The organism is Streptomyces megasporus (assembly GCF_000718985.1).
Lineage (GTDB): Bacteria > Actinomycetota > Actinomycetes > Streptomycetales > Streptomycetaceae > Streptomyces > Streptomyces megasporus.
Map to the genome: position 1 here is coordinate 18,787 of NZ_JODL01000029.1, position 24,610 is coordinate 43,396.

Consider the following 24,610-nt stretch of genomic DNA (forward strand, 5'->3'; position numbering starts at 1 on the left):
CGTCGTCATGATCGTGGGCCCGCGCGTCACGGGCCCCGACCATCAGACGATCGGACGGGAGGAGCGGTTGCCGTCGGGTTCAGGCCAACCCGCTCGGCAGCGGTCGGCACGGCCAAGCCGTCAAGGGCTCAAGCCGCCAAGCCGTCAGCAGCAGCCCGCCGCCACACTGGGGAGCGTGCGACGGTTGCGCGCCTCGGCGTTGCGCGCGGCCAGCAGCTCGTCGGCCGGGTAGCCGACCTCCTCCAGGGTGAGCCCGTGCGGCCGGACCACGTGGACGGCCGAGTCCCGCACGCCCGCGGCCAGCACCTCGGCGGGCCACGACGGCGGCCGGTGGCCGTCGCCGACGAAGAGCAGCGCGCCGACCAGCGAGCGGACCATGTTGTGGCAGAAGGCGTCGGCGACGACTCTCGCCTCCACGGTGCCGTCCGGCAGCCGCTCCCAGCTCAACTCCCTGAGCGTGCGTATGGTGGTCGCGCCCTCGCGCCGCTTGCAGTAGGCCGCGAAGTCGTGCTCCCCCAACAACCCCTTCGCCGCGGCGTTCATGGCGTCCACGTCCAGCGGCCAGTCGTGCCAGAGGACGTGGCCGCGCCGGAGGGGGTCCACCCCGCCCGGGTGGTCGCAGACCCGGTAGGCGTAGCGCCGCCAGATCGCCGAGAAGCGCGCGTTGAAGTGGGCCGGCGCCTCGGTGACCCGGTGGACCCGCACGTCGTGCGGAAGCCGTCCGGCCAGCCGGCGCAGCAGCTTCTCCCGGTGCGTCTCCCACACCTCCTCGGGCAGGTCGACGTGCGCCACCTGGCCGCGGGCGTGCACGCCCGCGTCGGTGCGGCCCGCGACCGTCAGCTCGAAGGTCCGCTCCGAGCGGGTCACGGTCCGCAGCGCGTCCTCCAACTCGCCCTGTACGGTGCGCCGGCCGCGCTGCCGTGCCCAGCCCGAGAACTCGCTGCCGTCGTAGGACAGGTCCAGCCGGACCCGCACGTGTCCGGGCTCCACTTCGTCGCTCACGCCGGTGATCCTCTCAAACGGCGACGGACCCGCTCCCGGTCGGGAGACGGGTCCGCCACGCTTCGCTCGGTGCGAGGGTCCGAGGACGTCTCAGGCGTCCTTCTTCTCCTCGTCGGCCTTCTCGTCGGCCGCCTTCTCCTCGGCCGGAGCCTCGGTGGTCTCGGCCTTCTCCTCGGCCTCGTCCTTCTTGAGGCTCTTCAGTGCCTCGTCACCCGCGGCGTCCTTGGCCTGCTCCTGCTCCTTGACGGAGCGCTTCGTGGCGGCCTCGGCCTCGCCGACGGCCTCCTGCTGCACGGTCAGGGCCTCCACCAGCTCGATGACGGCCATGGGCGCGTTGTCGCCACGGCGGTTACCGATCTTGGTGATGCGGGTGTAGCCACCCGGACGGTTCTCGTAGCGCGGGGCGATCTCGGTGAAGAGCGTGTGGACGACGCTCTTGTCGAGGATCGTCCGCATCACCTGGCGGCGGTTGTGAAGGTCGCCCTTCTTCGCCTTGGTGATCAGACGCTCCGCCACCGGGCGCAGCCGACGGGCCTTGGCCTCGGTGGTCTTGATGCGGCCGTGCTCGAAGAGGTTGGTGGCGAGGTTCGCCAGCATGGCCTTCTCGTGCGCGGGGCCGCCACCGAGGCGGGCGCCCTTGGGGGGCTTCGGCATTGATCCGTTCCTCTCGTGTCTGCACCGGCCGTATCAGGTACCGATGTCAGTGTCCGTACGGACTTGTGTCCGCCGGAACCCGGAGCGCGCGGCAGCGGCGGCCCCGGAAGCGTGGGCCGACCGGGCGCGGTCGGCACCGCGCCCGGTCGGAGTGCCGGTGGGAACCGGCCTCAGTACGTCAGTACTGCTCGGTCTCGACGAAACCGGAGTCCGCGTCGTCGTCGGTGCCGAAGGCGTCCGCGGCGGCGGTCGGGTCGAATCCGGGCGGGCTGTCCTTGAGGGTCAGGCCCATGCCGGCCAGCTTCGCCTTGACCTCGTCGATCGACTTCGCACCGAAGTTGCGGATGTCGAGCAGGTCCGCCTCGGAGCGGGCGACCAGCTCGCCCACGGAGTGGATGCCCTCGCGCTTGAGGCAGTTGTAGGAGCGGACGGTCAGCTCCAGCTCCTCGATCGGCAGGGCCAGGTCGGCGGCGAGCGCGGCGTCCGTCGGGGACGGACCCATGTCGATGCCCTCGGCGTCGACGTTCAGCTCGCGGGCCAGGCCGAACAGCTCGACCAGGGTCTTGCCGGCGGACGCCATGGCGTCACGGGGACGCATGGACTCCTTGGTCTCGACGTCGACGATCAGCTTGTCGAAGTCGGTGCGCTGCTCGACACGGGTCGCCTCGACCTTGTAGGTGACCTTGAGGACCGGCGAGTAGATGGAGTCGACCGGGATGCGGCCGATCTCCTGGCCGGCCTGCTTGTTCTGCGCTGCGGAGACGTAGCCGCGACCGCGCTCGACGGTCAGCTCCATCTCCAGCTTCCCCTTGCTGTTCAGCGTGGCGAGAACCAGGTCGGGGTTGTGGACCTCGACACCGGCCGGCGGGGCGATGTCGGCGGCGGTGACCAGACCCGGACCCTGCTTGCGCAGGTACATCACGACCGGCTCGTCGTGCTCGGAGGAGACGACGAGGCTCTTGATGTTGAGGATCAGGTCGGTGACGTCCTCCTTGACGCCCGGCACGGTGGTGAACTCGTGCAGGACACCGTCGATCCGGATGCTGGTCACGGCAGCACCGGGGATCGAGGAGAGGAGCGTGCGACGCAGGGAGTTGCCGAGGGTGTAGCCGAAGCCCGGCTCCAGCGGCTCGATCACGAACCGGGAACGGAATTCGTCCACGACCTCTTCGGTCAGTGACGGACGCTGAGCGATCAGCATGGGAATGTGCCTCCAGTCTTCGGCAACCGCTATTTGATGCCGAGCATCGGGCAGGAGGCCCGATATCTACTGCAAGGGTACGGGCGGTGCGACACGTGCGTACCGCACCGCCCGTACCGCGAGCCGTTACTTCGAGTACAGCTCGACGATGAGCTGCTCCTGCACCTGGGTGTCGATCACCTGGCGCTCGGGCAGCGAGTGGACGAGGACCCGCAGCTTGGAGGGGATGGCCTCCAGCCACGCCGGCACGGTCTTCTCGCCGGCCTCCGCCTGAGCCACCTGGAAGGGGGTCAGGGTACGGGAGGAGGGACGGACCTCGACGATGTCGTTCGGGGAGACCCGGAACGACGGGATGTCGGTCTTGCGACCGTTCACCTGGATGTGCCCGTGACGGACGAGCTGACGGGCGTGGTCGCGGGACTTGGCGAAGCCGGCCCGGTAGATCACGTTGTCCAGGCGGGACTCGAGGATCTGCAGCAGGTTCTCACCCGTCTTGCCCTGCTTGCGGTTCGCCTCGTTGAAGTACCCGCGGAACTGCTTCTCCAGGACTCCGTAGATGCGAGCGGCCTTCTGCTTCTCACGCTTCTGCAGCAGGTACTCGCTGTCCTTGGTGCGCCCGCGCCCGTGCTCACCCGGGGGGTAAGGACGGATCTCGATCGGGCACTTAGCGCTCTCGCACTTGGCTCCCTTGAGGAAGAGCTTCTGCTTCTCCCGACGGCAACGCTTGCAGTCGGCCCCGGTGTAACGCGCCATGTTCGTGTATCTCCTACTTCAGCCTGGATCAGACGCGGCGACGCTTCGGCGGGCGGCAGCCGTTGTGCGGGGTCGGGGTGACGTCCTGGATCGAGCCGACCTCGAGGCCGGTGGCCTGGAGGGAGCGGATCGCGGTCTCACGGCCGGAGCCGGGACCCTTGACGAACACGTCGACCTTGCGCATCCCGTGCTCCTGCGCGCGACGGGCAGCCGACTCGGCGGCCATCTGCGCGGCGAACGGGGTCGACTTGCGCGAACCCTTGAAGCCCACGTGACCGGCCGAAGCCCAGGAAATCACGTTGCCGGTGGGGTCGGTGATGGAAACGATGGTGTTGTTGAACGTGCTCTTGATGTGAGCGTGCCCGTGGGCGACGTTCTTCTTCTCCTTGCGGCGCACCTTCTTGGCGCCGGCCGTACGGCCCTTCGGAGGCATGTATCTCTCCCGTGGAGGTGGTCGGTCCTACAGTCCGGACCACTGTTCGGCGTCCGGTGAGGACTACTTCTTGCCCGGCTTCTTCTTGCCGGCGATCGCGCGACGCGGGCCCTTGCGGGTGCGGGCGTTCGTGCTGGTGCGCTGGCCCCGGACGGGCAGACCGCGACGGTGACGCAGGCCCTGGTAGCTGCCGATCTCCACCTTGCGGCGGATGTCGGCCTGGATCTCACGACGGAGGTCACCCTCCGTCTTGATGTTGGCCTCCACGTACTCGCGGATCCGGACCAGCTCTTCCTCGGTCAGATCACGAACGCGCGTGTCCGGGTTCACACCGGTGTTCGCAAGCGTCTGCTGGGACAACGTGCGACCGATGCCGAAGACATAGGTGAGGGCGACCTCCACGCGCTTGTCGCGCGGGAGGTCAACGCCTTCGAGGCGTGCCATGAACGTGGCTCCTGGTTTCGTGTCGGAGGTCTTCCGCAGCACCGTTCCCGTAGCGAGTACGAGCCGGGTCCCCGGCCTCCGTCCGGGGGTGTCGTCCCCACCAACAGTGAGAGATCACGGCGGGGGGTCGGGTGACTGCGTATCTACTTGTCGCTTGCGTCGCGCGAAGAACCGCGAGGTGCGAGGCGAGGGTCGTGCTTCAGCCCTGGCGCTGCTTGTGGCGCAGGTTGTCGCAGATCACCATGACCCGACCGTGACGGCGGATCACCTTGCACTTGTCGCAGATCTTCTTGACGCTCGGCTTGACCTTCATGGATGTGAGGTTCTCCGGGTCAGGCCACCACCCCGCGGCGCGCGGGGTGAGGGCAAGATCTACTTGTAGCGGTAGACGATCCGCCCACGCGTCAGGTCGTAGGGAGACAGCTCCACCACGACACGGTCGTCGGGAAGGATGCGGATGTAGTGCATCCGCATCTTGCCGCTGATGTGCGCGAGGACCTGGTGCCCGTTCTGAAGCTCCACCTTGAACATGGCGTTCGGGAGAGACTCGACGACGGTGCCCTCGATTTCGATGGCCCCTTGTTTTTTGGCCATGCCTGAGCGCTTCACCTTCCGGGATCGGCTACCTGGATCGGCCCGTGGGTGCACGCAGGCACACATGGACCGACGATCCAGTCTACGGCACCTGGTGGTGAAAGACGAATCGGGGATGTATGCCCATCCCGGAAGATCCTTATGCGGGGTCCGCACCACGAGTCCCGGAGCAGGACCCTCGGAACCACCGGCTCGAACCCGAACCCCCGAACCCCCGAACCCGGACCCCGAACCCCTGAGCCCGGACCTCGAACCCGGGAGGGCGCCCGGAACGCGCCCCGGAGAGCCGCCCCGGGGCGCGTGAAGGGGTGTGCGCGCTCAGGCGAGCGGGTCGGGGGCGGCCGTGATGCCGTACTCGGCCAGCTTCGCCTTGCCGCCGTCCGGCGCGGTCAGCACCAGCGGCCCCTGCTCGGTCAGCGCGACCGAGTGCTCCCAGTGGCAGGACCAGGAGCCGTCGTCCGTCTTGACCGTCCAGTCGTCGTCCAGCACGTGGGTCTTCGGGCTGCCCAGGCTGACCATCGGCTCGATCGCCAGGCACATCCCCGGCACCAGCCTCGGGCCGCGACCGCGCCGGCGGTCCACGTAGTTCAGCAGGTGCGGGTCCATGTGCATCTGGCTGCCGATGCCGTGGCCGCCGTAGTCCTCGATGATCCCGTAGCGGCCGGAGGCCGGACGGGGCTGGCGGCGGATGTAGCCCTCGATCGCCTTGGAGACGTCCACCAGCCGGTTGCCCTTGCGCATCGCCGCGATGCCGGCCCACATCGACTCCTCGGTGACCCGGCTCAGCTCGTGCAGCTCCGGGGCGTGCCCCTCGCCGACGAAGACGGTGATCGCCGCGTCGCCGTGCCAGCCGTCGACGATGGCGCCCGCGTCGATGGAGATGATGTCGCCCGACTTCAGGACCGTCTCCCGGTCGGGGATGCCGTGGACGACCACGTCGTTCACGGAGGTGCAGATGTTGCCGGGGAACCCGCCGTAACCGAGGAAGTTCGGCTTGGCCCCGTGGTCGGCGAGCACCTTGGCGGCGACCTCGTCCAGATCCTTGGTCGTCGCTCCCGGCACAGCCGCCTCGCGGCACGCCGCGTGCATCGCGGCGACGACCAGCCCGGCCGCGCGCATCTTCGCGATCTGCTCGGGGGTCTTGATCTCCACCATGCGGCTGACGCCTTCCAGCTTTCGGTTCCTGCAACGTCCGCCCGACGCGGCGGCGTCGGGCCCATTCCCTACACGATACGGCCGCGGCACCCGAATGGGGCACCGCGGCCGGCCGTCGTCCTCGTCGCGGTCAGGCGACGCGTCCGAGCGCCTCCATGGCGCGCTTGGTCACCTCGGGGACCTTGCCGAGCGCCGAGATGGTCACCACCAGGCCCTGGGCCTTGTAGTAGTCGATGATCGGCTCGGTCTCGGTGTGGTAGACCTCCAGGCGCTTGCGGACGGTCTCCTCTTTGTCGTCCTCACGCTGGTACAGCTCACCACCGCAGATGTCGCAGACGCCCTCGATCTTCGGCGGGGTGTACTCCACGTGGAAGATGTGGCTGCTGTCTTTGCGGCACATCCGCCGCCCGGCGATCCGCCGGACGACCTCGTCCTCGGGGACCTCCAGGTCGAGCACCGCGTCCAGCTTCGTCCCCGTCTCGCGCAGGATGCCGTCCAGCGCCTCGGCCTGGCCCAGGTTCCGCGGGAAGCCGTCCAGCAGGAAACCCGCCTCGGCATCCGGCTGCGCCATCCGGTCCTTGGCCATCCCGATGGTGATCTCGTCAGGTACGAGCTGTCCGGCTCGCATGTACTCCTGCGCCTTCTGCCCGAGCTGAGTGCCCTGGCTGATGTTGGCGCGGAAGAGGTCGCCAGTGGAGATGTGCGGGATGGACAGGTTCTTGGCCAGGTACGCGGCCTGCGTGCCCTTTCCCGCGCCGGGCGGTCCGACGAGGACGATTCGCATCAGCGGAGGAACCCTTCGTAATGGCGCTGCTGAAGCTGGCTCTCGATCTGCTTCACGGTCTCCAGACCCACACCCACGATGATCAGGATGCTGGTCCCGCCGAACGGGAAGTTCTGATCCGCGTTGAACAACACCAGCGCGACGGTGGGCACCATGGCGATCAGCCCCAGGTAGAGCGACCCGGGCCACGTGATGCGGTTCAGCACATAGCTCAGGTACTCGGCCGTGGGGCGACCGGCCCGGATACCCGGAATGAAACCACCATACTTCTTCATGTTGTCGGCAACTTCTTCGGGGTTGAAGGAAATGGCGACGTAGAAGAAGGCGAAGAAGACGATGAGCAGGAAGTACGTGATCAGGTAGAGCGGAGCATCCTGTTCCTGCAGATTCGTCCTGATCCAGTTGGCCCAGCCCGCCTGCGAGTTGCTGAACTGGACGATCAGCGCCGGGATGTAGAGCAGCGACGAGGCGAAGATGACGGGAATCACACCCGCCTGGTTCACCTTCAACGGGATGTAGGTGGAGGTGCCGCCGTACGAGCGGCGCCCGATCATCCGCTTGGCGTACTGCACCGGAATGCGGCGCTGGGCCTGCTCGACGAAGACCACTAGGGCGACCATCGCCAGACCACAGACGATCACCACACCGAACTCGATCCACCCGTCCGCCAGGTTGCCCTGCTGCTTGATGGCCCACAGGGCGCCGGGGAAGCCGGCGGCGATCGAGACGAACATCAGGATCGACATGCCGTTGCCGATGCCGCGGTCGGTGATCAGCTCACCCAGCCACATGATCAGCGTGGTGCCGGCGGTCATCACGATCACCATGGTGATCGTCGTGAAGATCGAGTCGTCCGGGATGATCTGGTCACGGACACTGCACTGCGCGAAGAGGCTGCCGCTGCGAGCCGTCGCCACCAGGCCGGTGGCCTGGAGCACACCGAGCGCCACCGTCAGGTACCGGGTGTACTGCGTGATCTTCGCCTGGCCGGTCTGCCCCTCCTTCTTCAGGGCCTCCAGCCTCGGGATCACCACCACCAACAGCTGCAGGATGATGCTCGCCGTGATGTAGGGCATGATCCCGAGCGCGAAGATGGTCAACTGCAGCAGCGCTCCACCGCTGAACATGTTGACCAGTCCGAAGAGACCGGCACCGGCGCCCGCCGCCTCGGCCTCTTTCACGCACAGGTTGACGTTCTCGAAGCTGACACCCGGGACGGGTACGTGCGCCCCGAGGCGGAAGAGCACCATGATGCCAAGGGTGAACAGCAGCTTCTTGCGCAGGTCGGGCGTCTTGAACGCCCGGGCGAACGCGGTGAGCACGGTGCCTCCTGCGCCCCCCGCGTCATCCGCGAGAGGTTACGGTCGTGAGGATCAACGAATAAAACGGTTCAGATTCCACAGGGTGATGCCCGTGGAGGTCAACAGTGCACGCCACCTTACCGGCGACCGTGCCCCCCTTGGAACGACCAACCGGGGACGCCCGTTCCTGGGCGCCCCCGGTTTGTCACGTCATCGGGCTCAGGCGAGCTCGGTGACCGTGCCGCCGGCGGCGGTGATCTTCTCCTTGGCGGAGCCGGACACCTTGTCGACGGTCACCTGCAGGGCCACGGAGACATCGCCGTTGCCCAGCACCTTCACAGGCTGGTTCTTGCGCACCACGCCCTTGGCGACCAGGTCGGAAACGGTGACCTCGCCGCCCTCGGGGTACAGGGCCGCCAGCTTGTCGAGGTTGACGACCTCGTACTCGACACGGAACGGGTTCTTGAAGCCCTTGAGCTTGGGCAGCCGCATGTGCAGCGGCATCTGCCCACCCTCGAAGCGCTCCGGAACCTGGTAGCGGGCCTTGGTGCCCTTGGTGCCACGACCGGCGGTCTTGCCCTTGGACGCCTCACCGCGACCGACACGGGTCTTGGCGGTCTTGGCGCCCGGGGCGGGCCGAAGGTTGTGGATCTTCAACGGGTTGTTCGTCCGAGATTCAGCCATCTCAGTCGACCTCCTCGACCGTCACGAGGTGGCGGACGGTGTGCACCATGCCGCGGATCTCGGGGCGGTCCTCCTTGACGACCGTGTCGTTCACTCGCTTGAGGCCGAGGGAACGCAGGGTGTCGCGGTGGTTCTGCTTGCTGCCGATGTAGGACTTGACCTGGGTGACCTTCAGGCGAGCCATCAGGCGCTCACCCCAGCCCGCGCCCGCAGCAGAGCGGCCGGCGCAACGTCCTCCAGCGGCAGACCACGGCGGGCGGCGATCTCCTCGGGGCGCTGCAGGCCCCGCAGAGCGGCCACCGTGGCGTGCACGATGTTGATCGGGTTGGCGGAGCCGAGCGACTTGCTCAGCACGTCCTGGATGCCCGCGCACTCCAGCACGGCACGCACCGGGCCACCGGCGATCACACCGGTACCGGGCGAGGCCGGCTTGAGCAGCACGACACCCGCGGCCTTCTCACCCTGGATCGGGTGGGGGATGGTGCCCTGGATGCGGGGGACCTTGAAGAAGTGCTTCTTGGCCTCCTCCACACCCTTGGCGATGGCGGCCGGCACCTCCTTGGCCTTGCCGTATCCGACACCCACGGTGCCGTCACCGTCGCCCACCACGACCAGCGCGGTGAAGCTGAAGCGACGACCACCCTTCACAACCTTGGCGACGCGGTTGATCGCGACGACCCGCTCGACGTACGCGGTCTTCTCGGCGGCCGCGCCACCGTCCCGCCGGTCCCGCCGATCCCGCCGCTCGCCGCCACCGGCGCCGCCACCGCGGCGCTGGGGTCCAGCCATTGGAATTACCTCTCTCTATGCGTCCGCTGTGCGTAGGGACCGGCTCAGAACTTGAGCCCGGCCTCTCGGGCGGCATCGGCCAGGGCGGCGATCCGCCCGGCGTACTTGTTGCCGCCGCGGTCGAACACGACGGCCTCGATGCCCGCGGCCTTGGCCCGCTCGGCGACCAGGGCGCCGACCTTCTGGGCCAGGGCGCTCTTGTCGCCCTCGGCGCCGCGGATGGAGTCGTCCAGCGTCGAGGCCGAGGCGAGCGTGTGACCCGCGATGTCGTCGATCACCTGCGCCACCATGTGGCGGTTCGACCGAGTCACCACCAGGCGGGGACGCTCGGGAGTGCCCGAGACCTTCTTCCGGACGCGGATGTGGCGACGCTTGATGGCGGCGGACTTGCGCGCGCTGCCCTTGGCGACCTTCACACCGTATGCCATGGCTTACTTACCAGCCTTTCCGACCTTGCGGCGGATGACCTCGCCCGCGTACTTGACACCCTTGGCCTTGTACGGGTCGGGCTTGCGGAGCTTGCGGATCCGCGCGGCGATCTCGCCGACCTTCTGCTTGTCGATGCCCTCGACGCTGAACCGGGTCGGGGTCTCGACCTTGAAGGTGATGCCCTCGGGGGCCTCGACGAGGATCGGGTGGCTGTAGCCCAGGGAGAACTCCAGGTTGGAGCCCTTGGCCTGGACGCGGTAACCGACACCGCTGATCTCGAGCTGCTTGGTGTAACCCTGGGTCACGCCAGTGATCATGTTCGCCACCAGCGTGCGGGACAGGCCGTGGAGGGCCTTGTTCCGGTTCTCGTCGTTCGGGCGGGTGACACGGAGCGTGCCGTCCTCGTCCTTGGCGACCTCGATGGGCGCGGCGACGGTGTGCGTCAGGGTGCCCTTGGGGCCCTTCACGGCGACCGTACGGCCATCGATGGTGACGTCCACACCGGCGGGAACCTGGATGGGGAGCTTGCCGATACGCGACATGAGCTTTTCCTCCGTTCCCTTCCGTTACCAGACGTAGGCGAGGACTTCCCCACCCACGCCCTTCTTCTGCGCCTGCTTGTCGGTGAGGAGACCGTGGGAGGTGGAGATGATCGCCACGCCCAGGCCGCCGAGCACCCTCGGCAGGTTGGTGGACTTTGCGTAGACCCGCAGACCCGGCTTGCTGATGCGCTTGATGCCGGCGATCGAACGCTCGCGGTTCGGGCCGAACTTCAGCTCCAGGACGAGGTTCTTGCCCACCTGGGCGTCCTCGACCTTCCAGCCGGTGATGTAGCCCTCCTGCTGGAGGAGCTCCGCGATGTGCGCCTTGATCTTGCTGTGCGGCATCACGACGGTGTCGTGGTAGGCCGAGTTCGCGTTTCGCAGACGCGTCAGCATGTCTGCGATCGGATCGGTCATGGTCATGTGATGGCCTTGGGCCTCTCTCGCCGGGGTTTCCTCCGCTCCTCGTTCGCCCGAGCGGGGCCGGACGGGTGGTGCGGGGACCTACGGCGTAGTCGTTTTCGATAGCGGGCTTGTCTGCCCGCGCGGGCGGCCGTGGTCGGCGAGCGCCTGTTCCACCGCCTTCACGGCGTGTGGGCCGGGCTCTCGCCGACCAGGTTGACCTAGGGCCCTGGTGGGCCCGCCTGCTCGTCCGTGCCCCCGTGGGGGACGCCGGCCGAGTCGGGGCGGGTTACCAGGAGCTCTTGGTGACGCCCGGCAGCTCGCCGCGGTGGGCCATCTCACGAAGGCACACGCGGCACAGGCCGAACTTGCGGTAGACGGAGTGGGGACGGCCGCAGCGCTGGCACCGCGTGTACGCGCGCACCGAGAACTTCGGCTTGCGGGCCGCCTTGGCAATCAGAGCCTTCTTAGCCACGGCTCAGGCCTCCTTGAACGGGAATCCGAGGTGACGCAGCAGGGCGCGGCCCTCCTCGTCGGTGTTCGCCGTGGTGACCACGGTGATGTCCATGCCCCGGACCCGGTCGATCTTGTCCTGGTCGATCTCGTGGAACATGACCTGCTCCGTGAGACCGAAGGTGTAGTTGCCGCGGCCGTCGAACTGCTTCGGCGACAGTCCGCGGAAGTCGCGGATGCGCGGCAGCGCCAGCGACAGCAGGCGGTCCAGGAACTCCCACATCCGGTCGCCCCGCAGGGTGACGTGGGCACCGATCGGCTGCCCCTCGCGCAGCTTGAACTGCGCGATGGACTTCCGGGCCTTGGTCACGGCCGGCTTCTGGCCGGTGATCGTGGCGAGGTCGCGGACGGCGCCCTCGATCAGCTTGGAGTCGCGAGCGGCCTCGCCCACGCCCATGTTGACCACGATCTTGGTGAGACCGGGGATCTGCATGACGTTCTCGTACTTGAACTCGTCACGCAGCTTGTCCGCGATCTCCTCGCGGTAGCGCGCCTTCAGACGCGGCTGCACGTTGGTCGCGGTAGTCATCAGATGTCCTCACCGGTCCGCTTGGCAACGCGGATCTTGTTGCCCTTGTCGTCGAAGCGGTAACCGACGCGGGTGGCGACCTTCTTCCCGTCCTTCTCCACGACGAGCATCACGTTGCTCACGTGGATCGGGGCCTCGGTCGTCACGATGCCGCCGGTCTTGGAGCCCCGGGCGGTCTGTCCGGCCTTGGTGTGCTTCTTGACCCGGTTCACGCCCTCGACCAGGACGCGGTCCTCGCGGGGGAAGGCCGCGATGACCTTGCCCTGCTTGCCCTTGTCCTTGCCGGTGATGACCTGGACCAGGTCGCCCTTCTTGATCTTCATCGGTTACAGCACCTCCGGCGCGAGGGAGATGATCTTCATGAACTTCTTCTCGCGCAGCTCACGGCCCACCGGGCCGAAGATACGGGTGCCGCGGGGGTCGCCATCGTTCTTGAGGATGACGGCCGCGTTCTCGTCGAAGCGGATGTAAGAGCCGTCCGGGCGGCGGCGCTCCTTGACGGTGCGCACGATGACGGCCTTGACGATGTCGCCCTTCTTCACGTTGCCACCGGGGATCGCGTCCTTGACGGTGGCGACGATGACGTCACCGATACCCGCGTAGCGGCGGCCGGAGCCCCCGAGAACACGGATGCAAAGGATCTCCTTGGCTCCCGTGTTGTCGGCGACGCGCAGTCGCGACTCCTGCTGGATCACGTCTATCTCCTGATCGTCTGCCGGTTCCCGGCGGGTGCGTGTGCGGCACACGCACCTCGCCGAGCCTGGCGGAACTCGTCCCGAGGAGAGGTCTCGGGGATTACTTGGCCTTCTCGAGGATCTCGACGACGCGCCAGCGCTTGGTCGCGGACAGCGGCCGGGTCTCCATCAGGAGGACGCGGTCGCCGACACCCGCGGCGTTCTGCTCGTCGTGCGCCTTGAGCTTGTTCGTACGGCGGATGACCTTGCCGTACAGGGCGTGCTTGACGCGGTCCTCGACGGCGACGACGACGGTCTTGTCCATCTTGTCGCTGACGACCAGACCCTCACGGGTCTTGCGGAAGCCGCGCTGCTTCTTGTTGGCAGTCTCAGTCACATTCGTCTCGCTCATCAGGCGCTCTCCACCGTCTCGATGCCGAGCTCGCGCTCCCGCATCAAGGTGTAGATCCGGGCGATGTCCTTACGGACGGCCTTCAGCCGGCCGTTGTTCTCCAGCTGTCCGGTCGCCGCCTGGAAACGGAGCTTGAAGAGCTCCTCCTTGGCCTCGCGCAGCTTCACGACGAGTTCCTCGTCGCTCAGCTCGCGCAGCTCGCTCGCCTTGGTACCGGCCGCCATCACGACTCACCTGCCTCGCGCCGAACGATCCGGCACTTCATCGGAAGCTTGTGAGCAGCGCGGGTGAGCGCCTCACGAGCAATCTTCTCGTTCGGGTAGGACAGCTCGAACATCACCCGACCGGGCTTGACGTTCGCGACCCACCACTCCGGCGAACCCTTACCGGAACCCATGCGGGTCTCGGCGGGCTTCTTGGTCAGCGGGCGGTCCGGGTAGATGTTGATCCACACCTTGCCGCCACGCTTGATGTGCCGCGTCATGGAGATACGAGCGGCCTCGATCTGCCGGTTCGTCACATAGGCGCCGGTGACGGCCTGGATGCCGTACTCGCCGAAAGCAACCTCGGTGCCACCCTTGGCCATGCCCTTGCGCTTCGGGTGGTGCTGCTTGCGGTGCTTGACCCTGCGGGGGATCAGCATGACGGTCAGGCCTCCTTTCCGGCGGAGCCGGTGCTCTCGGCGGCCGGAGCGGAGGTGTTCGCCTCGGCGGCCTTGGGAGCCTCGGTCCTCTCCTGCTGCGGCTTGCGGCCGCGGCCACCGCGCTCGCCACCGCGGCGCGGGCGGTCGCTGCCACCGCGCGACGGGCGGTTGCCGGCGCGGGCGGCGGCGTTCTCGGCACGGACCTCGGCGATGTTCTTGACGTCGCCCTTGTAGATCCAGACCTTCACACCGATCCGGCCGAAGGTCGTCCGGGCCTCGAAGAAGCCGTAGTCGACGTTGGCGCGGAGGGTGTGCAGGGGAACGCGACCCTCGCGGTAGAACTCCGAGCGGGACATCTCGGCGCCGCCGAGACGGCCACCGCACTGGATCTTGATGCCCTTGGCGCCGGCCTTCATCGTGCTCTGCATCGACTTGCGCATCGCACGGCGGAAGGAGACGCGGGAGGACAGTTGCTCGGCGACGGCCTGGGCCACCAGTTGAGCGTCCGTCTCCGGGTTCTTGACCTCGAGGATGTTGAACTGGATCTGCTTGCCGGTCAGCTTCTCGAGCCGGCCGCGGATGCGCTCCGCCTCGGCGCCGCGGCGGCCGATCACGATGCCCGGACGGGCGGTGTGAACGTCGACGCGGACGCGGTCACGGGTGCGCTCGATCTCCACCTTGGAGATGCCGGCCCGCTCCATGCCCTGCGTGAGCAGGCGGCGGATCTCGACGTCTTCCTTGATGTAGTCCTTGTACAGCTTGTCGGCGTACCAGCGGGACTTGAAGTCCGTGGTGATGCCGAGCCGGAACCCGTGCGGGTTTACCTTCTGGCCCATTACCGGGTTCCTTCCTTGCTGCTGACGACCACGGTGATGTGGCTGGTCCGCTTGCGGATCCGGTAGGCGCGCCCCTGGGCGCGCGGGCGGAACCGCTTCAGGGTCGGGCCCTCGTCGACGTACGCCTCGGAGACGTACAGGCTGTCGACGTCCGTGTGGTCGTAATTGTGCGCGGCGTTGGCAATGGCGCTGTCGAGCACCTTGCCGACCGGAACGCTCGCGGCCTGCGGGGCGAAACGCAGGACCGCCTGAGCCTCCGTGGCGTCCAGGCCACGGATGAGGTCCACCACGCGGCGGGCCTTCATGGGCGTGACGCGGATGTACCGCGCCTGGGCCCTGGCTTCCATGGTTGTCCCTTCGGTGTCAGTCATTGGTCTTCGCTTTTTCCGCAGATCAGCGACGACGCGACTTGCGGTCGTCCTTCTCGTGGCCGCGGAAGGTGCGGGTCGGCGCGAACTCGCCGAGCTTGTGGCCGACCATCGACTCGGTGACGAACACCGGGACGTGCTTGCGGCCGTCGTGCACCGCGATCGTGTGGCCCAGCATGGCCGGGACGATCATCGAGCGGCGGGACCAGGTCTTGATGACGTTCTTGGTGCCGGCTTCGTTCTGTGCGTCCACCTTCTTGATCAGGTGGTCGTCGACGAAGGGCCCCTTCTTGAGACTGCGCGGCATCGAAAACCCGCCTCCTAGCGCTTCTTGTTCGTCTTGCGGCGGCGGACGATGTACTTGTTGCTGGCCTTCTTGGGCGAGCGCGTACGTCCTTCCTTCTTGCCCCACGGCGAGACCGGGTGACGACCACCGGAGGTCTTGCCCTCACCACCACCGTGCGGGTGGTCGACGGGGTTCATGACCACACCGCGGACGCTCGGGCGGACGCCCTTCCAGCGCATACGGCCGGCCTTGCCCCAGTTGATGTTCGACTGCTCGGCGTTGCCGACCTCGCCGACGGTGGCGCGGCAGCGGACGTCGACCAGGCGGATCTCACCGGACGGCATGCGCAGGTGGGCCATGCGGCCCTCCTTCGCCAGCAACTGCACGGAGGCACCGGCGGAGCGGGCGAACTTCGCGCCGCCACCGGGACGCAGCTCGATGGCGTGGAGGGTCGTACCGACCGGGATGTTGCGCAGCGCGAGGTTGTTGCCCGGCTTGATGTCGGCGTTCGGGCCGTTCTCGACCCGGTCGCCCTGCTTCAGGCCGGCCGGCGCGAGGATGTAGCGCTTCTCGCCGTCGGCGTAGTGGAGCAGCGCGATGCGCGCGGTGCGGTTCGGGTCGTACTCGATGTGCGCGACCTTGGCCGGCACGCCGTCCTTGTCGTGCCGACGGAAGTCGATCACCCGGTAGGCGCGCTTGTGGCCACCGCCCTGGTGGCGGACGGTCACACGACCGGTGTTGTTACGGCCGCCCTTGCTGTGCAGGGGGCGGACCAGCGACTTCTCCGGCGTGGACCGCGTGATCTCGACGAAGTCGGCGACACTGGCGCCACGACGGCCCGGAGTCGTCGGCTTGTACTTGCGGATACCCATTTCTCAGTCCTCGTCCGATATCGGACGGCTCGACCTCCGGTTAGGAGACCGGACCGCCGAAGATGTCGATACGGTCGCCCTCGGCGAGGGTCACGACGGCGCGCTTGGTGTCGGCGCGCTTGCCGTAGCCCGTGCGGGTGCGCTTGCGCTTGCCCTGCCGGTTGATCGTGTTGACCCCGGTGACCTTGACCGAGAAGACCGCCTCGACGGCCTGCTTGATCTGGGTCTTGTTGGCACGCGGGTCGACGACGAACGTGTACTTGTTCTCGTCCAGCAGCGCGTAGCTCTTCTCCGAGACCACCGGCTTGATCAGGATGTCGCGGGGGTCGGTGAAGGTCTTGCTGGTGACGGTCGCCTCGGTCATCAGGCGTCGCTCCCTTCGCGCTCGACGGCCTTGCGGCCGGCCACGAAGCTCTCGAAGGCGGCCTTCGTGAAGACCACGTCGTCGGAGACGAGCACGTCGTAGGTGTTCAACTGGCCCGGCTCCAGGATGTGCACCTGGGGCAGGTTGCGCGCGGACAGCCACGCGGCCTTGTCGGTCCGCTCGGCGACCAGCAGCACGTTCTTGCGGTCGCTGATCTTGCCGAACAGGGCCTTGGCGGCCTTGGTGGACGGGTTCTCGCCCTCGATCACGTCGGTGACGACGTGGATGCGGTTGTGGCGGGCCCGGTCGGAGAGGGCACCGCGCAGGGCGGCGGCCTTCATCTTCTTCGGGGTCCGCTGCGAGTAGTCGCGCGGCACGGGACCGTGCACGACGCCACCACCGGCGAACTGCGGAGCGCGGATCGAGCCCTGGCGGGCGCGGCCGGTGCCCTTCTGGCGGTACGGCTTCCTGCCACCGCCGCGGACCTCGCCGCGGGTCTTGGTCTTGTGCGTGCCCTGGCGGGCAGCGGCCAGCTGCGCGACGACGACCTGGTGGATCAGCGGAACGCTGACCTTGGCGTCGAAGATCTCCTCGGGGAGCTCGACGGTCCCGGCCTTGTCGCCTGCCGGCGAAAGGATGTCAATGGTGCTCATCGGTTACCTCAAGCCCCCTTGGCCGCGGTACGGACCAGGACGAGGCCGCCGTTCGGACCGGGAACCGCGCCCTTGATGAGCAGCAGACCCTTCTCCGCGTCAACGGCGTGGACGGTCAGGTTCTGGGTGGTGACCCGCTCGTTGCCCATGCGGCCGGCCATGCGCAGGCCCTTGAACACGCGGCCCGGGGTGGCGCAGCCGCCGATGGAACCGGGCGAGCGGTGCTTGCGCTGCGTGCCGTGGCCGGCGCCGAGGCCGCCGAAGCCGTGGCGCTTCATGACACCGGCGGTGCCCTTGCCCTTGCTCTTGCCGGTCACGTCGACCTTGACGCCGGCCTCGAACACCTCGGCGGTGATCTCCTGGCCGAGCTCGTACTCGCCGGCGTCGGCGGTGCGCAGCTCCACCAGGTGGCGGCGCGGGGTCACGTTGGCCTTGTCGAAGTGACCCTTGAGGGGCTTGTTCACCTTGCGCGGGTCGATCTCGCCGAAGGCGATCTGGACGGCCTCGTAGCCGTCCCTGTCTGCGGTGCGCACCTGGGTGACGACACAGGGGCCGGCCTTGACGACGGTCACCGGGACGACACGGTTGTTCTCGTCCCAGACCTGGGTCATGCCGAGCTTCTCGCCCAGGACACCCTTGATCTGCTTGGTGGTCATCTCTACCGGGCCTCTCAGAGCTTGATCTCGATGTCGACGCCGGCCGGCAGGTCCAGGCGCATCAGCGAGTCAACGGTCTTGGGCGTCGGGTCGAGGATGTCGATCAGGCGCTTGTGGGTACGCATCTCGAAGTGCTCGCGCGAGTCCTTGTACTTGTGCGGCGACTTGATGACGCAGTACACGTTCTTCTCAGTGGGCAGCGGCACCGGGCCCGCGACCGACGCACCAGTGCGGGTCACCGTCTCGACGATCTTCTTCGCCGAGGTGTCGATGACCTCGTGGTCGTAGGCCTTGAGCCGGATGCGGATCTTCTGTCCCGCCATGGCTACTTCGTAGTCCTGTCTCTCGTCACGCTCTGGGACCCGATGGTTGCTTCTCTCCGACCCACGCGGTCGGGCGTGTCGCACCCCTGCTGACATGGATATCCCTGGGGATTTCCCTGTATGGGGGATGCGGCGCCGAGACCGCCGGCCGGGGAGAACACCCACCGGGCGCCTGGCTGGTGCCCCGCCCACGCTTCCCGGAAGATTCCCGTACTTCCGCACCTGATGAGGAGCGACGAATACATTGGGACTCGCTTCCGGTCCTCCCGGCGGGAGGCGCGCAGCATCGGCACTCAACCGAGCAACTTGGACAGTGTGCCATATCGCCCATGCGGGTCGCCAATCGAGGCGAATAGAGGTACCCCGCGGGGGCACCGCTCAACCACTCCGCTGCCGGACACCCGTCCGATCTTCGTGGCTCCCCGTACACGGCCCCTCGCACAGGGGCCACACAGGAGTCACATCGTCCCGCGATCCGACGGTATGACCACTCCATGTCGCTCCTCGACACCATACGCGCCGCACGCCGGCGCGCGCCGGCGCCTCCGGGGGCGGACGGCGGGCGGGCGTCGGGCCGGCGACGAGCACCGACGGTGACAGAAGCGTGACGACTTCGGGGACCGCCGGTGTCCCTTGCTGTGGCACAGTGCCCTGAGCAGCGCGAACTCTTGTTCTGCCGGGGGGAGTTGAGCCATGGGATACGTGCTGCCCGAGGGCGCGGACGCGATGCTCGACATCATCGGCGTGGGGTGGCCCAACGTCGACGAGGACGCCTACCGGGACATGGCGAAGGACCTGCGGGACTTCGCCGACGACGTCGACGAGGACGCCCACGCCGCCCACCAGAGCATGCAGCGGCTGATCTCCTCCGGTGACAGCGAGGCGCTCACCGCCCTGAACGGCTACTGGGGCAAGGTCAAGGACAAACACCTCAAGGACCTCGCCGACGCCGCCCGGGTCCTCGCGGACGCGCTGGACGCCGCCGCCCTGGTGATCGAGGGCCGCAAGGCGGTCGCGGTCGCCGAGCTGGTCGCCCTGGCCGCCTCCATCGGCATCGGCCTGGCCGCCGCCCCGTTCACCGCCGGCCTGTCCACCCTGCTGAGCGCCGGCGCGATCCAGGCCTGTCGGGTCGCGGTCAAACGCGCCCTGAAGGAGGCCGCGGACCTGGCGGTGGAGGAGATCGTCACCGCGATGTCCGAGCCGGCGGTGACCGCGCTGGAGAACATGGCCGCCGAACTGGTGATCCAGCTCGCCGCCGACGGGCTGGGCGTCCAGGACGGCGTGGACATGAGCAAGGTCGGCGACGCGGGCAAGGAGGGGCTGAAGGAGGGCCTCAACCTGGCCTCCGCCGGCGACGGCCCCCCGCCCAGCATGGGCGGTCTGCTCGGCAAGCTCGACATCGACGAGGACGAGCACGACCGGGCCGCCGTCAAGCTCAACGGGGTCAGCACCTCCATGAAGGGCCGCACCTCCGGGAAGCTGACCACCGCCCGCGGGCACCAGGGCCGCACCCGCGGCAAGGACGAGATCGCCAATCTCGTCAACGAGGTCGCCGACCGGGGCATGGCGGCGTTGGAGAAGGCCACCAAACAGCTCGGCGACCACCTGGGCGGCGCCCTGCCCAAGGGCGTGCGGAACATCTCCGACTCCCACAAGACCAACGAGAAGCACACCAAGGACAAGTTCGACAACCTCAAGGCTCCCGACGGAGACGACGGCAAGAGGAAACCGGACGGCGGCGGCCCGAAGGACCCGCCGGGCGGCGGCGGAGGCGGAGGCGGCGACGGCCGCCCCGAGCGCCGCCCCCTGGACCCGCAGCCGGACTGGCACGGACGCAGCGCCGGGAAGATGAGGCACCACCGGGGCGAGGCCCTGGACGTGAGGCACCTCTCCCAGGAGGAGCGCGTACGGGTTCTGGAGGAGGAGTCGATGACCCTCGCCAACGCGGCGCGCGACGAGCCCAGGAGAGAGAAGGGCGATTACCCGATCGGAAAGGACCGGCTCGCCGCGGGGTGCTCGGGTAGCCTCCTGCACGACGGCGTCATCACGTCGCACACGAGCACCACCAAGAAGCACGGCATGAAGCTCCCCGAAACCCATCCCGTCGTCGCGGACGTATTGAAACAGGTGGAGGACGAGCTCACCGCCAAGGGGAAAAAGGCGGGAATCGGACACGGGAAGTGCGCGGAAGTCTCCCTCGTTTCCGACCGGCTGCATCAGCTCGATCCCGACGGAACGAAGATCCGCACGGCGGAGGACGCACGCGAAGCGCTGAAGGGAGCCATGATCCACACGCGGCAGATCGGTGAGTCCAGAAGCATCGAAGAACCTCTCTCCCACGGCGAGTACAAGAAGCCGTGCCGCTCCTGCGAACACATGCTTCCTGCTCTCGGAGTGACCGCCCACAAGTGAGAAGAGAGGAAAAGGAGAGGGAGAAATGAGGTTTCCTTCGTCTCGCCAGGAGGCCGAGGACTGGTTCCGCCGGTACGGGTGGAGCCCGGAGCGTGACATCGGCGCCGAGGCGGACACGCTCATCCGAAAAGTCCAGGAGCAGGCGGCCGAGTACGGGGTCTCCTTCACGCCCTCGGACCACGCGCGCGCCTTCGTGCGGAACTACGGGGGTCTCAGGATTTTCTTCGACGACAGCCCCGAGAACCACTTCGTCGCGAGACCGGATTTCCCCTATGTGGGCCAGGCCGAGGAGATCGAGGAGTTCTCCCGCGAGCTGGGCGAGGAACTCTTCCCGCTGGGGTTCGACACCTACGACGGCGCGGTCCTGCTGGTGGACGGCCGAGGCCGCTTCTTCCTCATGCACCACACGGGCAACTACTACCTGGCCGACGACGCGCTCCAGGCCGTCTGGAACTTCATGCGGGCGGAGATGCAGGACGCGGAGGACTTCTATGCCTGACGACATTCCCGGCGTCGCCTCTTCCCTGCTCGTCCGGGACACGGTGGTGAGCCAGACGAACCTGTTCGGTGAGGGAAAGCCGGAGCTGCATCCGGCGGTGCGGGAGTTCTTCGACGCCCTCCCCGCCGAATCCCGTGAGCCGTTCATCGGCTACTGCGCCGAGTCCGCGCTCGTCTCCGACCAGTTGTGGCTCCTGGACGAGGAGCGCGGGGACGGCCGCACCATCACCCTCGACGAGGCGCTTCCGCACTTCGAGGGCTCGGCGATCATGTCCCGGAAGATCCGTGAGCACGGCGACCCCGAGCACGGGCAGCCCGCCCCGGTGTGCCGCTCGTGCACGGCCCTCCTGGAGAGGTTGTCCGTGCGGATTCTGAGCGCGTGAGCGTGTGCGTGCGTGACATGGAGTATCCGGCGCTGCGGTCCGGTGGGTGGAGCCCCGGCAGGAACGTGCGGGGGCAGGCGATGACGGCGCTGTTGGAGGTGCTGAGCGTCGTCCCCCTGCGCTCGGGGCGGAACTCCTCGGGGTGGGAACTCTTCGGGGCCGCCGAGCGGGCGCTGTGCGAGTTCCACGGTCTGCGTGTCGCGCCGGCCGGCCCGGGAAGGGACTGCGCCGCCACGGGAGCCGTCGTCGATCCCGCCCTGGCCCAGCACGCCCACCGCGCTTTCGGTGAACTGGCGGAGGCGCTCGGCGTGCGTCTCTTCCCCTTCGGCCGTACGGACGGCGACTCGCTGCTCGCCGTGGACGAGTCGGGCCGCCTCTTCGCCGTGGACCACGGCGGATGGTGGCTGCTGGGCGACTCGCCGGCGGCCGGTCTCGAAGCGTTGGCGTGGGGGCACGCGCCGATCCGGCTGGAGAGCCGCCGGTGGCAGTGGCGTCTTCCCCGTGACGGGGACGCCCCGGTGGGCGACGCGCTGCGGGCGGCCATGGTCGCCGTCTACGTCCTGCACCACCACGGTGTCCGCAGCGCCAGGGCGTTGCGCGTCACCGTCACGACGCTGCGCGGCTTCGGGGCCGTGGCGTTCGACGAGCGGTTCGATCTGCACCCTTCCTCGTTGGAGGAGAACACGGATCTCCTGGCACGGGAGGTGTCCGAGGCCATGGAGAAGGCCGGGGTCGCCCTGCACGGCGCGGAACTGGCCGTCTCGGTGCTGCCTCCGCCGCGTGCCACCATGCCGTTGGCGTCGGTGGACTGCCGGATCTCCGTGGACGGCTCGTCCTCCGCCGCGCCCCTCTCCCTCACCCTGACCGCCGGTCCCGGAGCGTCCGTCGGCTCGGCCGGGGAGTCGGTGACGGCCGCCGCCCACGCGCTCGACGCCTACGCCTCCGGCGCGCGGTGACCGCGCCCGGCGGTCGTCGCCCGACTCGGGCAGGGGCGGAGGAGCTTGACAAGGTCGAGAGAGGAGAGAGGGCGATGAAGGGTTCTTCCGCTCGGCAGGAGGCCGAGGCCTGGTTCCGCCGGTACGGGTGGAGCCCGGAGCGTGACATCGGCGCCGAGGCGGACGTGCTCATCCGGAAGGCGCAGGAGCAGGCGGCCGAGTACGGGGTCTCCTACACCCCCTCGGACCACGCGCGCGCCTTCGTGCGGAACTACGGGGGACTCAAGATCCGCTTCCATTACACCCCCGAGAACCACTTCTACGCGGACCCCGGATTCGCCTTCGAGGGAGACGCCGAGAACATCGAGGAGTTCTCCCGCGAGCTGGGCGAGGAACTCTTCCCGCTGGGGTACGACTCCTACGACGGTGCCGTTCTGCTGGTGGACGGCCTGGGCCGGTTCTTCGTCATGCACCACACGGGCAACTACTACCTGGCCGACGACGCGCTCCAGGCCGTCTGGAACTTCAAGAAGGGCGACACACAGGACGCGGAGGACTTCTATGCCTGACGGCCTCCCGGCACCACCACACCCCGATCGCCGCCGCGTCGCGGGAAAGGAACCCCCGCCGTGAGACCTCCGCTTCCCCGGCGGACGATCGACGGCCTGCTGCGTGCGGGCGGTTGGTTCCCCGGTCGGGACGAGACGGCCGAGGCGGACCGTCTCGTCCGGTGGCGGGTGGAGGATTCGGCGCGCCAGGGATTCCCGCTGCGGCCGTCCGACCGGGCCATCCGTTTCCTGCGGTCGTTCGCGCCCCTCGAATTCCCCCTCCCCCTGGCTCCGGAGAGGAGGTTCGTCGCCAACCCCGCGGTGGGTTACGAGGGCGACGCCGAGCGGATCGCGGATCTGGCCGAGTACCTCGGGCGGGACCTGTTCCCCGTGGGTTACGAGACCGTCGAGAACGGTCTGGTGCTCGCCGACGGCCTCGGTCGGTTCTTCTACCTCCACCACACCGGCCCGTCGTTCCTGGGCGCCGGTGAGACGCGGGCACTGTCGAGTCTGATGACCGGCGACCAGGCTCCGGTGGAGGACCACCAGGACCACCGCGCCCCGGAGGCTTTCGACACCCCGGCGGGCGGAGGCGCGTCATGACCCGCCTCGCGATCTTCGACGGCCACGGACCGGACGCCGCCTTCCCCTGACCCTGTCTCCCCCACCACACGAGGAGCCCTCGCACCATGCCGCGCACCACGCCCGGACGCCCGGTGGACGTCGAGGCGTTGTTCCCCGAACTGTCCCGCCACCGACGCACCGCCACACGCCTCCACCCGCGCCCCGGCACGCCCACCGCGCACCACAGCTCGGTGGGCGGGCCCTTCCTGTGGCCGGCGGACGAGCCGTGGCCGGTGTGCCGGGAGCGCCACCGGCGCGATCACGGCGAGCGGCCGGGTCCCACCGAGGCGGAGCGGGAGATCCTCGACGGTCTGGAGCCAGGCGAGCACGCCCCCTGGCTGGGGGAGACCGCCCCCACTCCCCTGCTGCCCGTCGCCCAACTGTTCCGCCGGGACGTCCCGGACCTGAAGGTGCCGGAGGGCTGCGACCTCCTCCAACTCCTGTGGTGCCCGTACGACGGGCACCGGGAGTCGGGCACCGTGGGCGTCCACCTGCGGTGGCGCGCGGCCTCGGACGTCCCCGGCCCGCCGGCCGAGCCGCCGGAGCCGGAGATCGTCGGCTACCGGGGCTATCTGCCCGAGCCCTGTGTGCTCCATCCCGAACAGGTGGTGGAGCACGAGTTCCGCGGCCTGCTCCCCGAGAATCTCCAGGAGCGCATCGAGGAGTGGGAGGGCTGTGACGACATGGACCTCTACCAGGTGGCCCTCTCCATCGCGCCGGGCTGGAAGGTCGGCGGTTTCGCCTCGTGGCACCTGACCGACCCCGCCCCCATGGACTGCTCCTCGTGCGGGCGGCCGATGGAGCTCCTGCTGACCGTCGACAGCAAGGAGTGGGACGGCGGCAGCGAGAGCTGGTGTCCCGTCGAGGACCAGGGCCGCGCCGTCGGGAGCGTGCGGAAGCGTGGAGGAGCGTGA

39 protein-coding genes are annotated in these 24,610 nt (G+C 68.3%); 7 read left to right on the top strand and 32 right to left on the bottom strand.

What is annotated here, in order from left to right:
• Positions 1-144: 144 nt before the first annotated feature.
• The 32 genes from truA to rpsJ all read right to left on the bottom strand — a co-directional run bounded on the left by truA (position 145) and on the right by rpsJ (position 18,296).
• Entirely contained in the window at positions 145-1,002 is an 858-nt protein-coding gene (gene truA / locus IF47_RS0121600; RefSeq protein ID WP_031510571.1) for a tRNA pseudouridine(38-40) synthase TruA, read from the bottom strand.
• A 90-nt stretch (positions 1,003-1,092) separates the two neighbouring features.
• Complete coding sequence (gene rplQ / locus IF47_RS0121605; RefSeq protein ID WP_031510572.1) at positions 1,093-1,656, bottom strand: 50S ribosomal protein L17; 564 nt, start codon at positions 1,654-1,656, stop codon at positions 1,093-1,095.
• A gap of 178 nt (positions 1,657-1,834) precedes the next feature.
• The gene (locus IF47_RS0121610) at positions 1,835-2,857 is read right to left on the bottom strand and encodes a DNA-directed RNA polymerase subunit alpha (RefSeq protein WP_031510573.1); all 1,023 of its coding nucleotides are present in this window, start codon (positions 2,855-2,857) and stop codon (positions 1,835-1,837) included.
• A 126-nt stretch (positions 2,858-2,983) separates the two neighbouring features.
• Positions 2,984-3,610 carry a 30S ribosomal protein S4 gene (gene rpsD, locus IF47_RS0121615; protein WP_031510574.1) on the bottom strand — a complete coding sequence of 209 codons (627 nt, stop codon included), beginning with the start codon at positions 3,608-3,610 and terminating at the stop codon, positions 2,984-2,986.
• 28 nt (positions 3,611-3,638) lie between these two features.
• The gene (gene rpsK / locus IF47_RS0121620) at positions 3,639-4,043 is read right to left on the bottom strand and encodes a 30S ribosomal protein S11 (RefSeq protein WP_004571845.1); all 405 of its coding nucleotides are present in this window, start codon (positions 4,041-4,043) and stop codon (positions 3,639-3,641) included.
• Between the two features lie 63 nt (positions 4,044-4,106).
• On the bottom strand, positions 4,107-4,487 hold the full coding sequence (gene rpsM, locus IF47_RS0121625; RefSeq protein ID WP_031510575.1) for a 30S ribosomal protein S13: 381 nt from the start codon (positions 4,485-4,487) through the stop codon (positions 4,107-4,109).
• 199 nt (positions 4,488-4,686) lie between these two features.
• Positions 4,687-4,800: a 50S ribosomal protein L36 gene (gene rpmJ / locus IF47_RS0121630; RefSeq protein ID WP_003956441.1), complete on the bottom strand. Its 114-nt coding sequence runs from the start codon at positions 4,798-4,800 to the stop codon at positions 4,687-4,689.
• Positions 4,801-4,859: 59 nt separating this feature from the next.
• Positions 4,860-5,081 carry a translation initiation factor IF-1 gene (infA, locus tag IF47_RS0121635; protein ID WP_003948620.1) on the bottom strand — a complete coding sequence of 74 codons (222 nt, stop codon included), beginning with the start codon at positions 5,079-5,081 and terminating at the stop codon, positions 4,860-4,862.
• A gap of 318 nt (positions 5,082-5,399) precedes the next feature.
• A complete protein-coding gene (map, locus tag IF47_RS0121640) occupies positions 5,400-6,236 on the bottom strand; it encodes a type I methionyl aminopeptidase (protein WP_031510576.1) in 837 nt (278 codons plus the stop codon).
• A gap of 130 nt (positions 6,237-6,366) precedes the next feature.
• Entirely contained in the window at positions 6,367-7,020 is a 654-nt protein-coding gene (locus IF47_RS0121645) for an adenylate kinase (RefSeq protein WP_031510577.1), read from the bottom strand.
• Complete coding sequence (secY, locus tag IF47_RS0121650; protein WP_031510578.1) at positions 7,020-8,342, bottom strand: preprotein translocase subunit SecY; 1,323 nt, start codon at positions 8,340-8,342, stop codon at positions 7,020-7,022. Before secY ends, IF47_RS0121645 begins: the two co-directional genes overlap by 1 nt.
• 198 nt (positions 8,343-8,540) lie before the next feature.
• Positions 8,541-9,005 carry a 50S ribosomal protein L15 gene (gene rplO / locus IF47_RS0121655; protein ID WP_031510579.1) on the bottom strand — a complete coding sequence of 155 codons (465 nt, stop codon included), beginning with the start codon at positions 9,003-9,005 and terminating at the stop codon, positions 8,541-8,543.
• 1 nt (position 9,006) lies between these two features.
• Positions 9,007-9,189, bottom strand: a complete 183-nt coding sequence (gene rpmD / locus IF47_RS0121660; protein ID WP_031510580.1) for a 50S ribosomal protein L30 — start codon at positions 9,187-9,189, stop codon at positions 9,007-9,009.
• Positions 9,189-9,794: a 30S ribosomal protein S5 gene (gene rpsE / locus IF47_RS0121665; RefSeq protein WP_031510582.1), complete on the bottom strand. Its 606-nt coding sequence runs from the start codon at positions 9,792-9,794 to the stop codon at positions 9,189-9,191. The genes rpmD and rpsE overlap by 1 nt, the downstream gene beginning before the upstream one ends.
• Before the next feature lie 44 nt (positions 9,795-9,838).
• Positions 9,839-10,222, bottom strand: coding sequence for a 50S ribosomal protein L18 (rplR, locus tag IF47_RS0121670; protein WP_031510583.1), 384 nt, complete (start codon positions 10,220-10,222; stop codon positions 9,839-9,841).
• Positions 10,223-10,225: 3 nt separating this feature from the next.
• A complete protein-coding gene (gene rplF, locus IF47_RS0121675) occupies positions 10,226-10,765 on the bottom strand; it encodes a 50S ribosomal protein L6 (RefSeq protein ID WP_031510584.1) in 540 nt (179 codons plus the stop codon).
• A 24-nt stretch (positions 10,766-10,789) separates the two neighbouring features.
• Positions 10,790-11,188 carry a 30S ribosomal protein S8 gene (rpsH, locus tag IF47_RS0121680; RefSeq protein ID WP_031510585.1) on the bottom strand — a complete coding sequence of 133 codons (399 nt, stop codon included), beginning with the start codon at positions 11,186-11,188 and terminating at the stop codon, positions 10,790-10,792.
• 268 nt (positions 11,189-11,456) lie between these two features.
• On the bottom strand, positions 11,457-11,642 hold the full coding sequence (locus IF47_RS0121685; protein WP_014144326.1) for a type Z 30S ribosomal protein S14: 186 nt from the start codon (positions 11,640-11,642) through the stop codon (positions 11,457-11,459).
• A 3-nt stretch (positions 11,643-11,645) separates the two neighbouring features.
• The gene (rplE, locus tag IF47_RS0121690) at positions 11,646-12,209 is read right to left on the bottom strand and encodes a 50S ribosomal protein L5 (protein WP_031510586.1); all 564 of its coding nucleotides are present in this window, start codon (positions 12,207-12,209) and stop codon (positions 11,646-11,648) included.
• Positions 12,209-12,532: a 50S ribosomal protein L24 gene (gene rplX / locus IF47_RS0121695; RefSeq protein ID WP_031510587.1), complete on the bottom strand. Its 324-nt coding sequence runs from the start codon at positions 12,530-12,532 to the stop codon at positions 12,209-12,211. Before rplX ends, rplE begins: the two co-directional genes overlap by 1 nt.
• A gap of 3 nt (positions 12,533-12,535) precedes the next feature.
• Complete coding sequence (gene rplN, locus IF47_RS0121700) at positions 12,536-12,904, bottom strand: 50S ribosomal protein L14 (protein WP_031510588.1); 369 nt, start codon at positions 12,902-12,904, stop codon at positions 12,536-12,538.
• A 100-nt stretch (positions 12,905-13,004) separates the two neighbouring features.
• Entirely contained in the window at positions 13,005-13,295 is a 291-nt protein-coding gene (gene rpsQ / locus IF47_RS0121705) for a 30S ribosomal protein S17 (RefSeq protein WP_031510590.1), read from the bottom strand.
• A complete protein-coding gene (rpmC, locus tag IF47_RS0121710; protein WP_031510591.1) occupies positions 13,295-13,519 on the bottom strand; it encodes a 50S ribosomal protein L29 in 225 nt (74 codons plus the stop codon). The genes rpsQ and rpmC overlap by 1 nt, the downstream gene beginning before the upstream one ends.
• Entirely contained in the window at positions 13,519-13,938 is a 420-nt protein-coding gene (rplP, locus tag IF47_RS0121715) for a 50S ribosomal protein L16 (RefSeq protein ID WP_031510592.1), read from the bottom strand. Before rplP ends, rpmC begins: the two co-directional genes overlap by 1 nt.
• A 5-nt stretch (positions 13,939-13,943) precedes the next feature.
• Positions 13,944-14,774 carry a 30S ribosomal protein S3 gene (gene rpsC, locus IF47_RS0121720; RefSeq protein WP_031510593.1) on the bottom strand — a complete coding sequence of 277 codons (831 nt, stop codon included), beginning with the start codon at positions 14,772-14,774 and terminating at the stop codon, positions 13,944-13,946.
• Positions 14,774-15,121 carry a 50S ribosomal protein L22 gene (gene rplV / locus IF47_RS0121725; RefSeq protein WP_037733110.1) on the bottom strand — a complete coding sequence of 116 codons (348 nt, stop codon included), beginning with the start codon at positions 15,119-15,121 and terminating at the stop codon, positions 14,774-14,776. The genes rpsC and rplV overlap by 1 nt, the downstream gene beginning before the upstream one ends.
• Before the next feature lie 46 nt (positions 15,122-15,167).
• Positions 15,168-15,449, bottom strand: coding sequence for a 30S ribosomal protein S19 (gene rpsS / locus IF47_RS0121730; RefSeq protein WP_031510595.1), 282 nt, complete (start codon positions 15,447-15,449; stop codon positions 15,168-15,170).
• A gap of 14 nt (positions 15,450-15,463) precedes the next feature.
• Entirely contained in the window at positions 15,464-16,300 is an 837-nt protein-coding gene (gene rplB / locus IF47_RS0121735; RefSeq protein ID WP_031510596.1) for a 50S ribosomal protein L2, read from the bottom strand.
• Between the two features lie 40 nt (positions 16,301-16,340).
• Positions 16,341-16,664 (bottom strand): 50S ribosomal protein L23, encoded by a 324-nt coding sequence (gene rplW / locus IF47_RS0121740; RefSeq protein ID WP_031510597.1) that lies wholly within the window; start codon positions 16,662-16,664, stop codon positions 16,341-16,343.
• The gene (rplD, locus tag IF47_RS0121745; protein ID WP_031510598.1) at positions 16,664-17,317 is read right to left on the bottom strand and encodes a 50S ribosomal protein L4; all 654 of its coding nucleotides are present in this window, start codon (positions 17,315-17,317) and stop codon (positions 16,664-16,666) included. Before rplD ends, rplW begins: the two co-directional genes overlap by 1 nt.
• 8 nt (positions 17,318-17,325) lie before the next feature.
• On the bottom strand, positions 17,326-17,973 hold the full coding sequence (gene rplC / locus IF47_RS0121750) for a 50S ribosomal protein L3 (protein WP_031510599.1): 648 nt from the start codon (positions 17,971-17,973) through the stop codon (positions 17,326-17,328).
• A gap of 14 nt (positions 17,974-17,987) precedes the next feature.
• Positions 17,988-18,296 (bottom strand): 30S ribosomal protein S10, encoded by a 309-nt coding sequence (gene rpsJ / locus IF47_RS0121755; RefSeq protein ID WP_004571821.1) that lies wholly within the window; start codon positions 18,294-18,296, stop codon positions 17,988-17,990.
• 693 nt (positions 18,297-18,989) lie between these two features.
• Between rpsJ and IF47_RS0121760 the strand changes: the two genes are divergently transcribed.
• The 7 genes from IF47_RS0121760 to IF47_RS0121790 all read left to right on the top strand — a co-directional run bounded on the left by IF47_RS0121760 (position 18,990) and on the right by IF47_RS0121790 (position 24,610).
• A complete protein-coding gene (locus IF47_RS0121760; protein WP_031510600.1) occupies positions 18,990-20,708 on the top strand; it encodes a YwqJ-related putative deaminase in 1,719 nt (572 codons plus the stop codon).
• 25 nt (positions 20,709-20,733) lie between these two features.
• Positions 20,734-21,207 (top strand): SUKH-3 domain-containing protein, encoded by a 474-nt coding sequence (locus IF47_RS0121765; protein WP_031510601.1) that lies wholly within the window; start codon positions 20,734-20,736, stop codon positions 21,205-21,207.
• Positions 21,200-21,589 (top strand): YwqJ-related putative deaminase, encoded by a 390-nt coding sequence (locus tag IF47_RS0121770; protein ID WP_031510602.1) that lies wholly within the window; start codon positions 21,200-21,202, stop codon positions 21,587-21,589. The genes IF47_RS0121765 and IF47_RS0121770 overlap by 8 nt, the downstream gene beginning before the upstream one ends.
• Positions 21,586-22,545 carry an SUKH-3 domain-containing protein gene (locus tag IF47_RS0121775; protein WP_245641189.1) on the top strand — a complete coding sequence of 320 codons (960 nt, stop codon included), beginning with the start codon at positions 21,586-21,588 and terminating at the stop codon, positions 22,543-22,545. The genes IF47_RS0121770 and IF47_RS0121775 overlap by 4 nt, the downstream gene beginning before the upstream one ends.
• A gap of 74 nt (positions 22,546-22,619) precedes the next feature.
• Positions 22,620-23,093 (top strand): SUKH-3 domain-containing protein, encoded by a 474-nt coding sequence (locus IF47_RS28890; RefSeq protein WP_051718041.1) that lies wholly within the window; start codon positions 22,620-22,622, stop codon positions 23,091-23,093.
• Between the two features lie 60 nt (positions 23,094-23,153).
• Positions 23,154-23,675, top strand: a complete 522-nt coding sequence (locus IF47_RS0121785) for an SUKH-3 domain-containing protein (protein WP_051718044.1) — start codon at positions 23,154-23,156, stop codon at positions 23,673-23,675.
• A gap of 86 nt (positions 23,676-23,761) precedes the next feature.
• Entirely contained in the window at positions 23,762-24,610 is an 849-nt protein-coding gene (locus tag IF47_RS0121790) for a hypothetical protein (RefSeq protein WP_051718047.1), read from the top strand.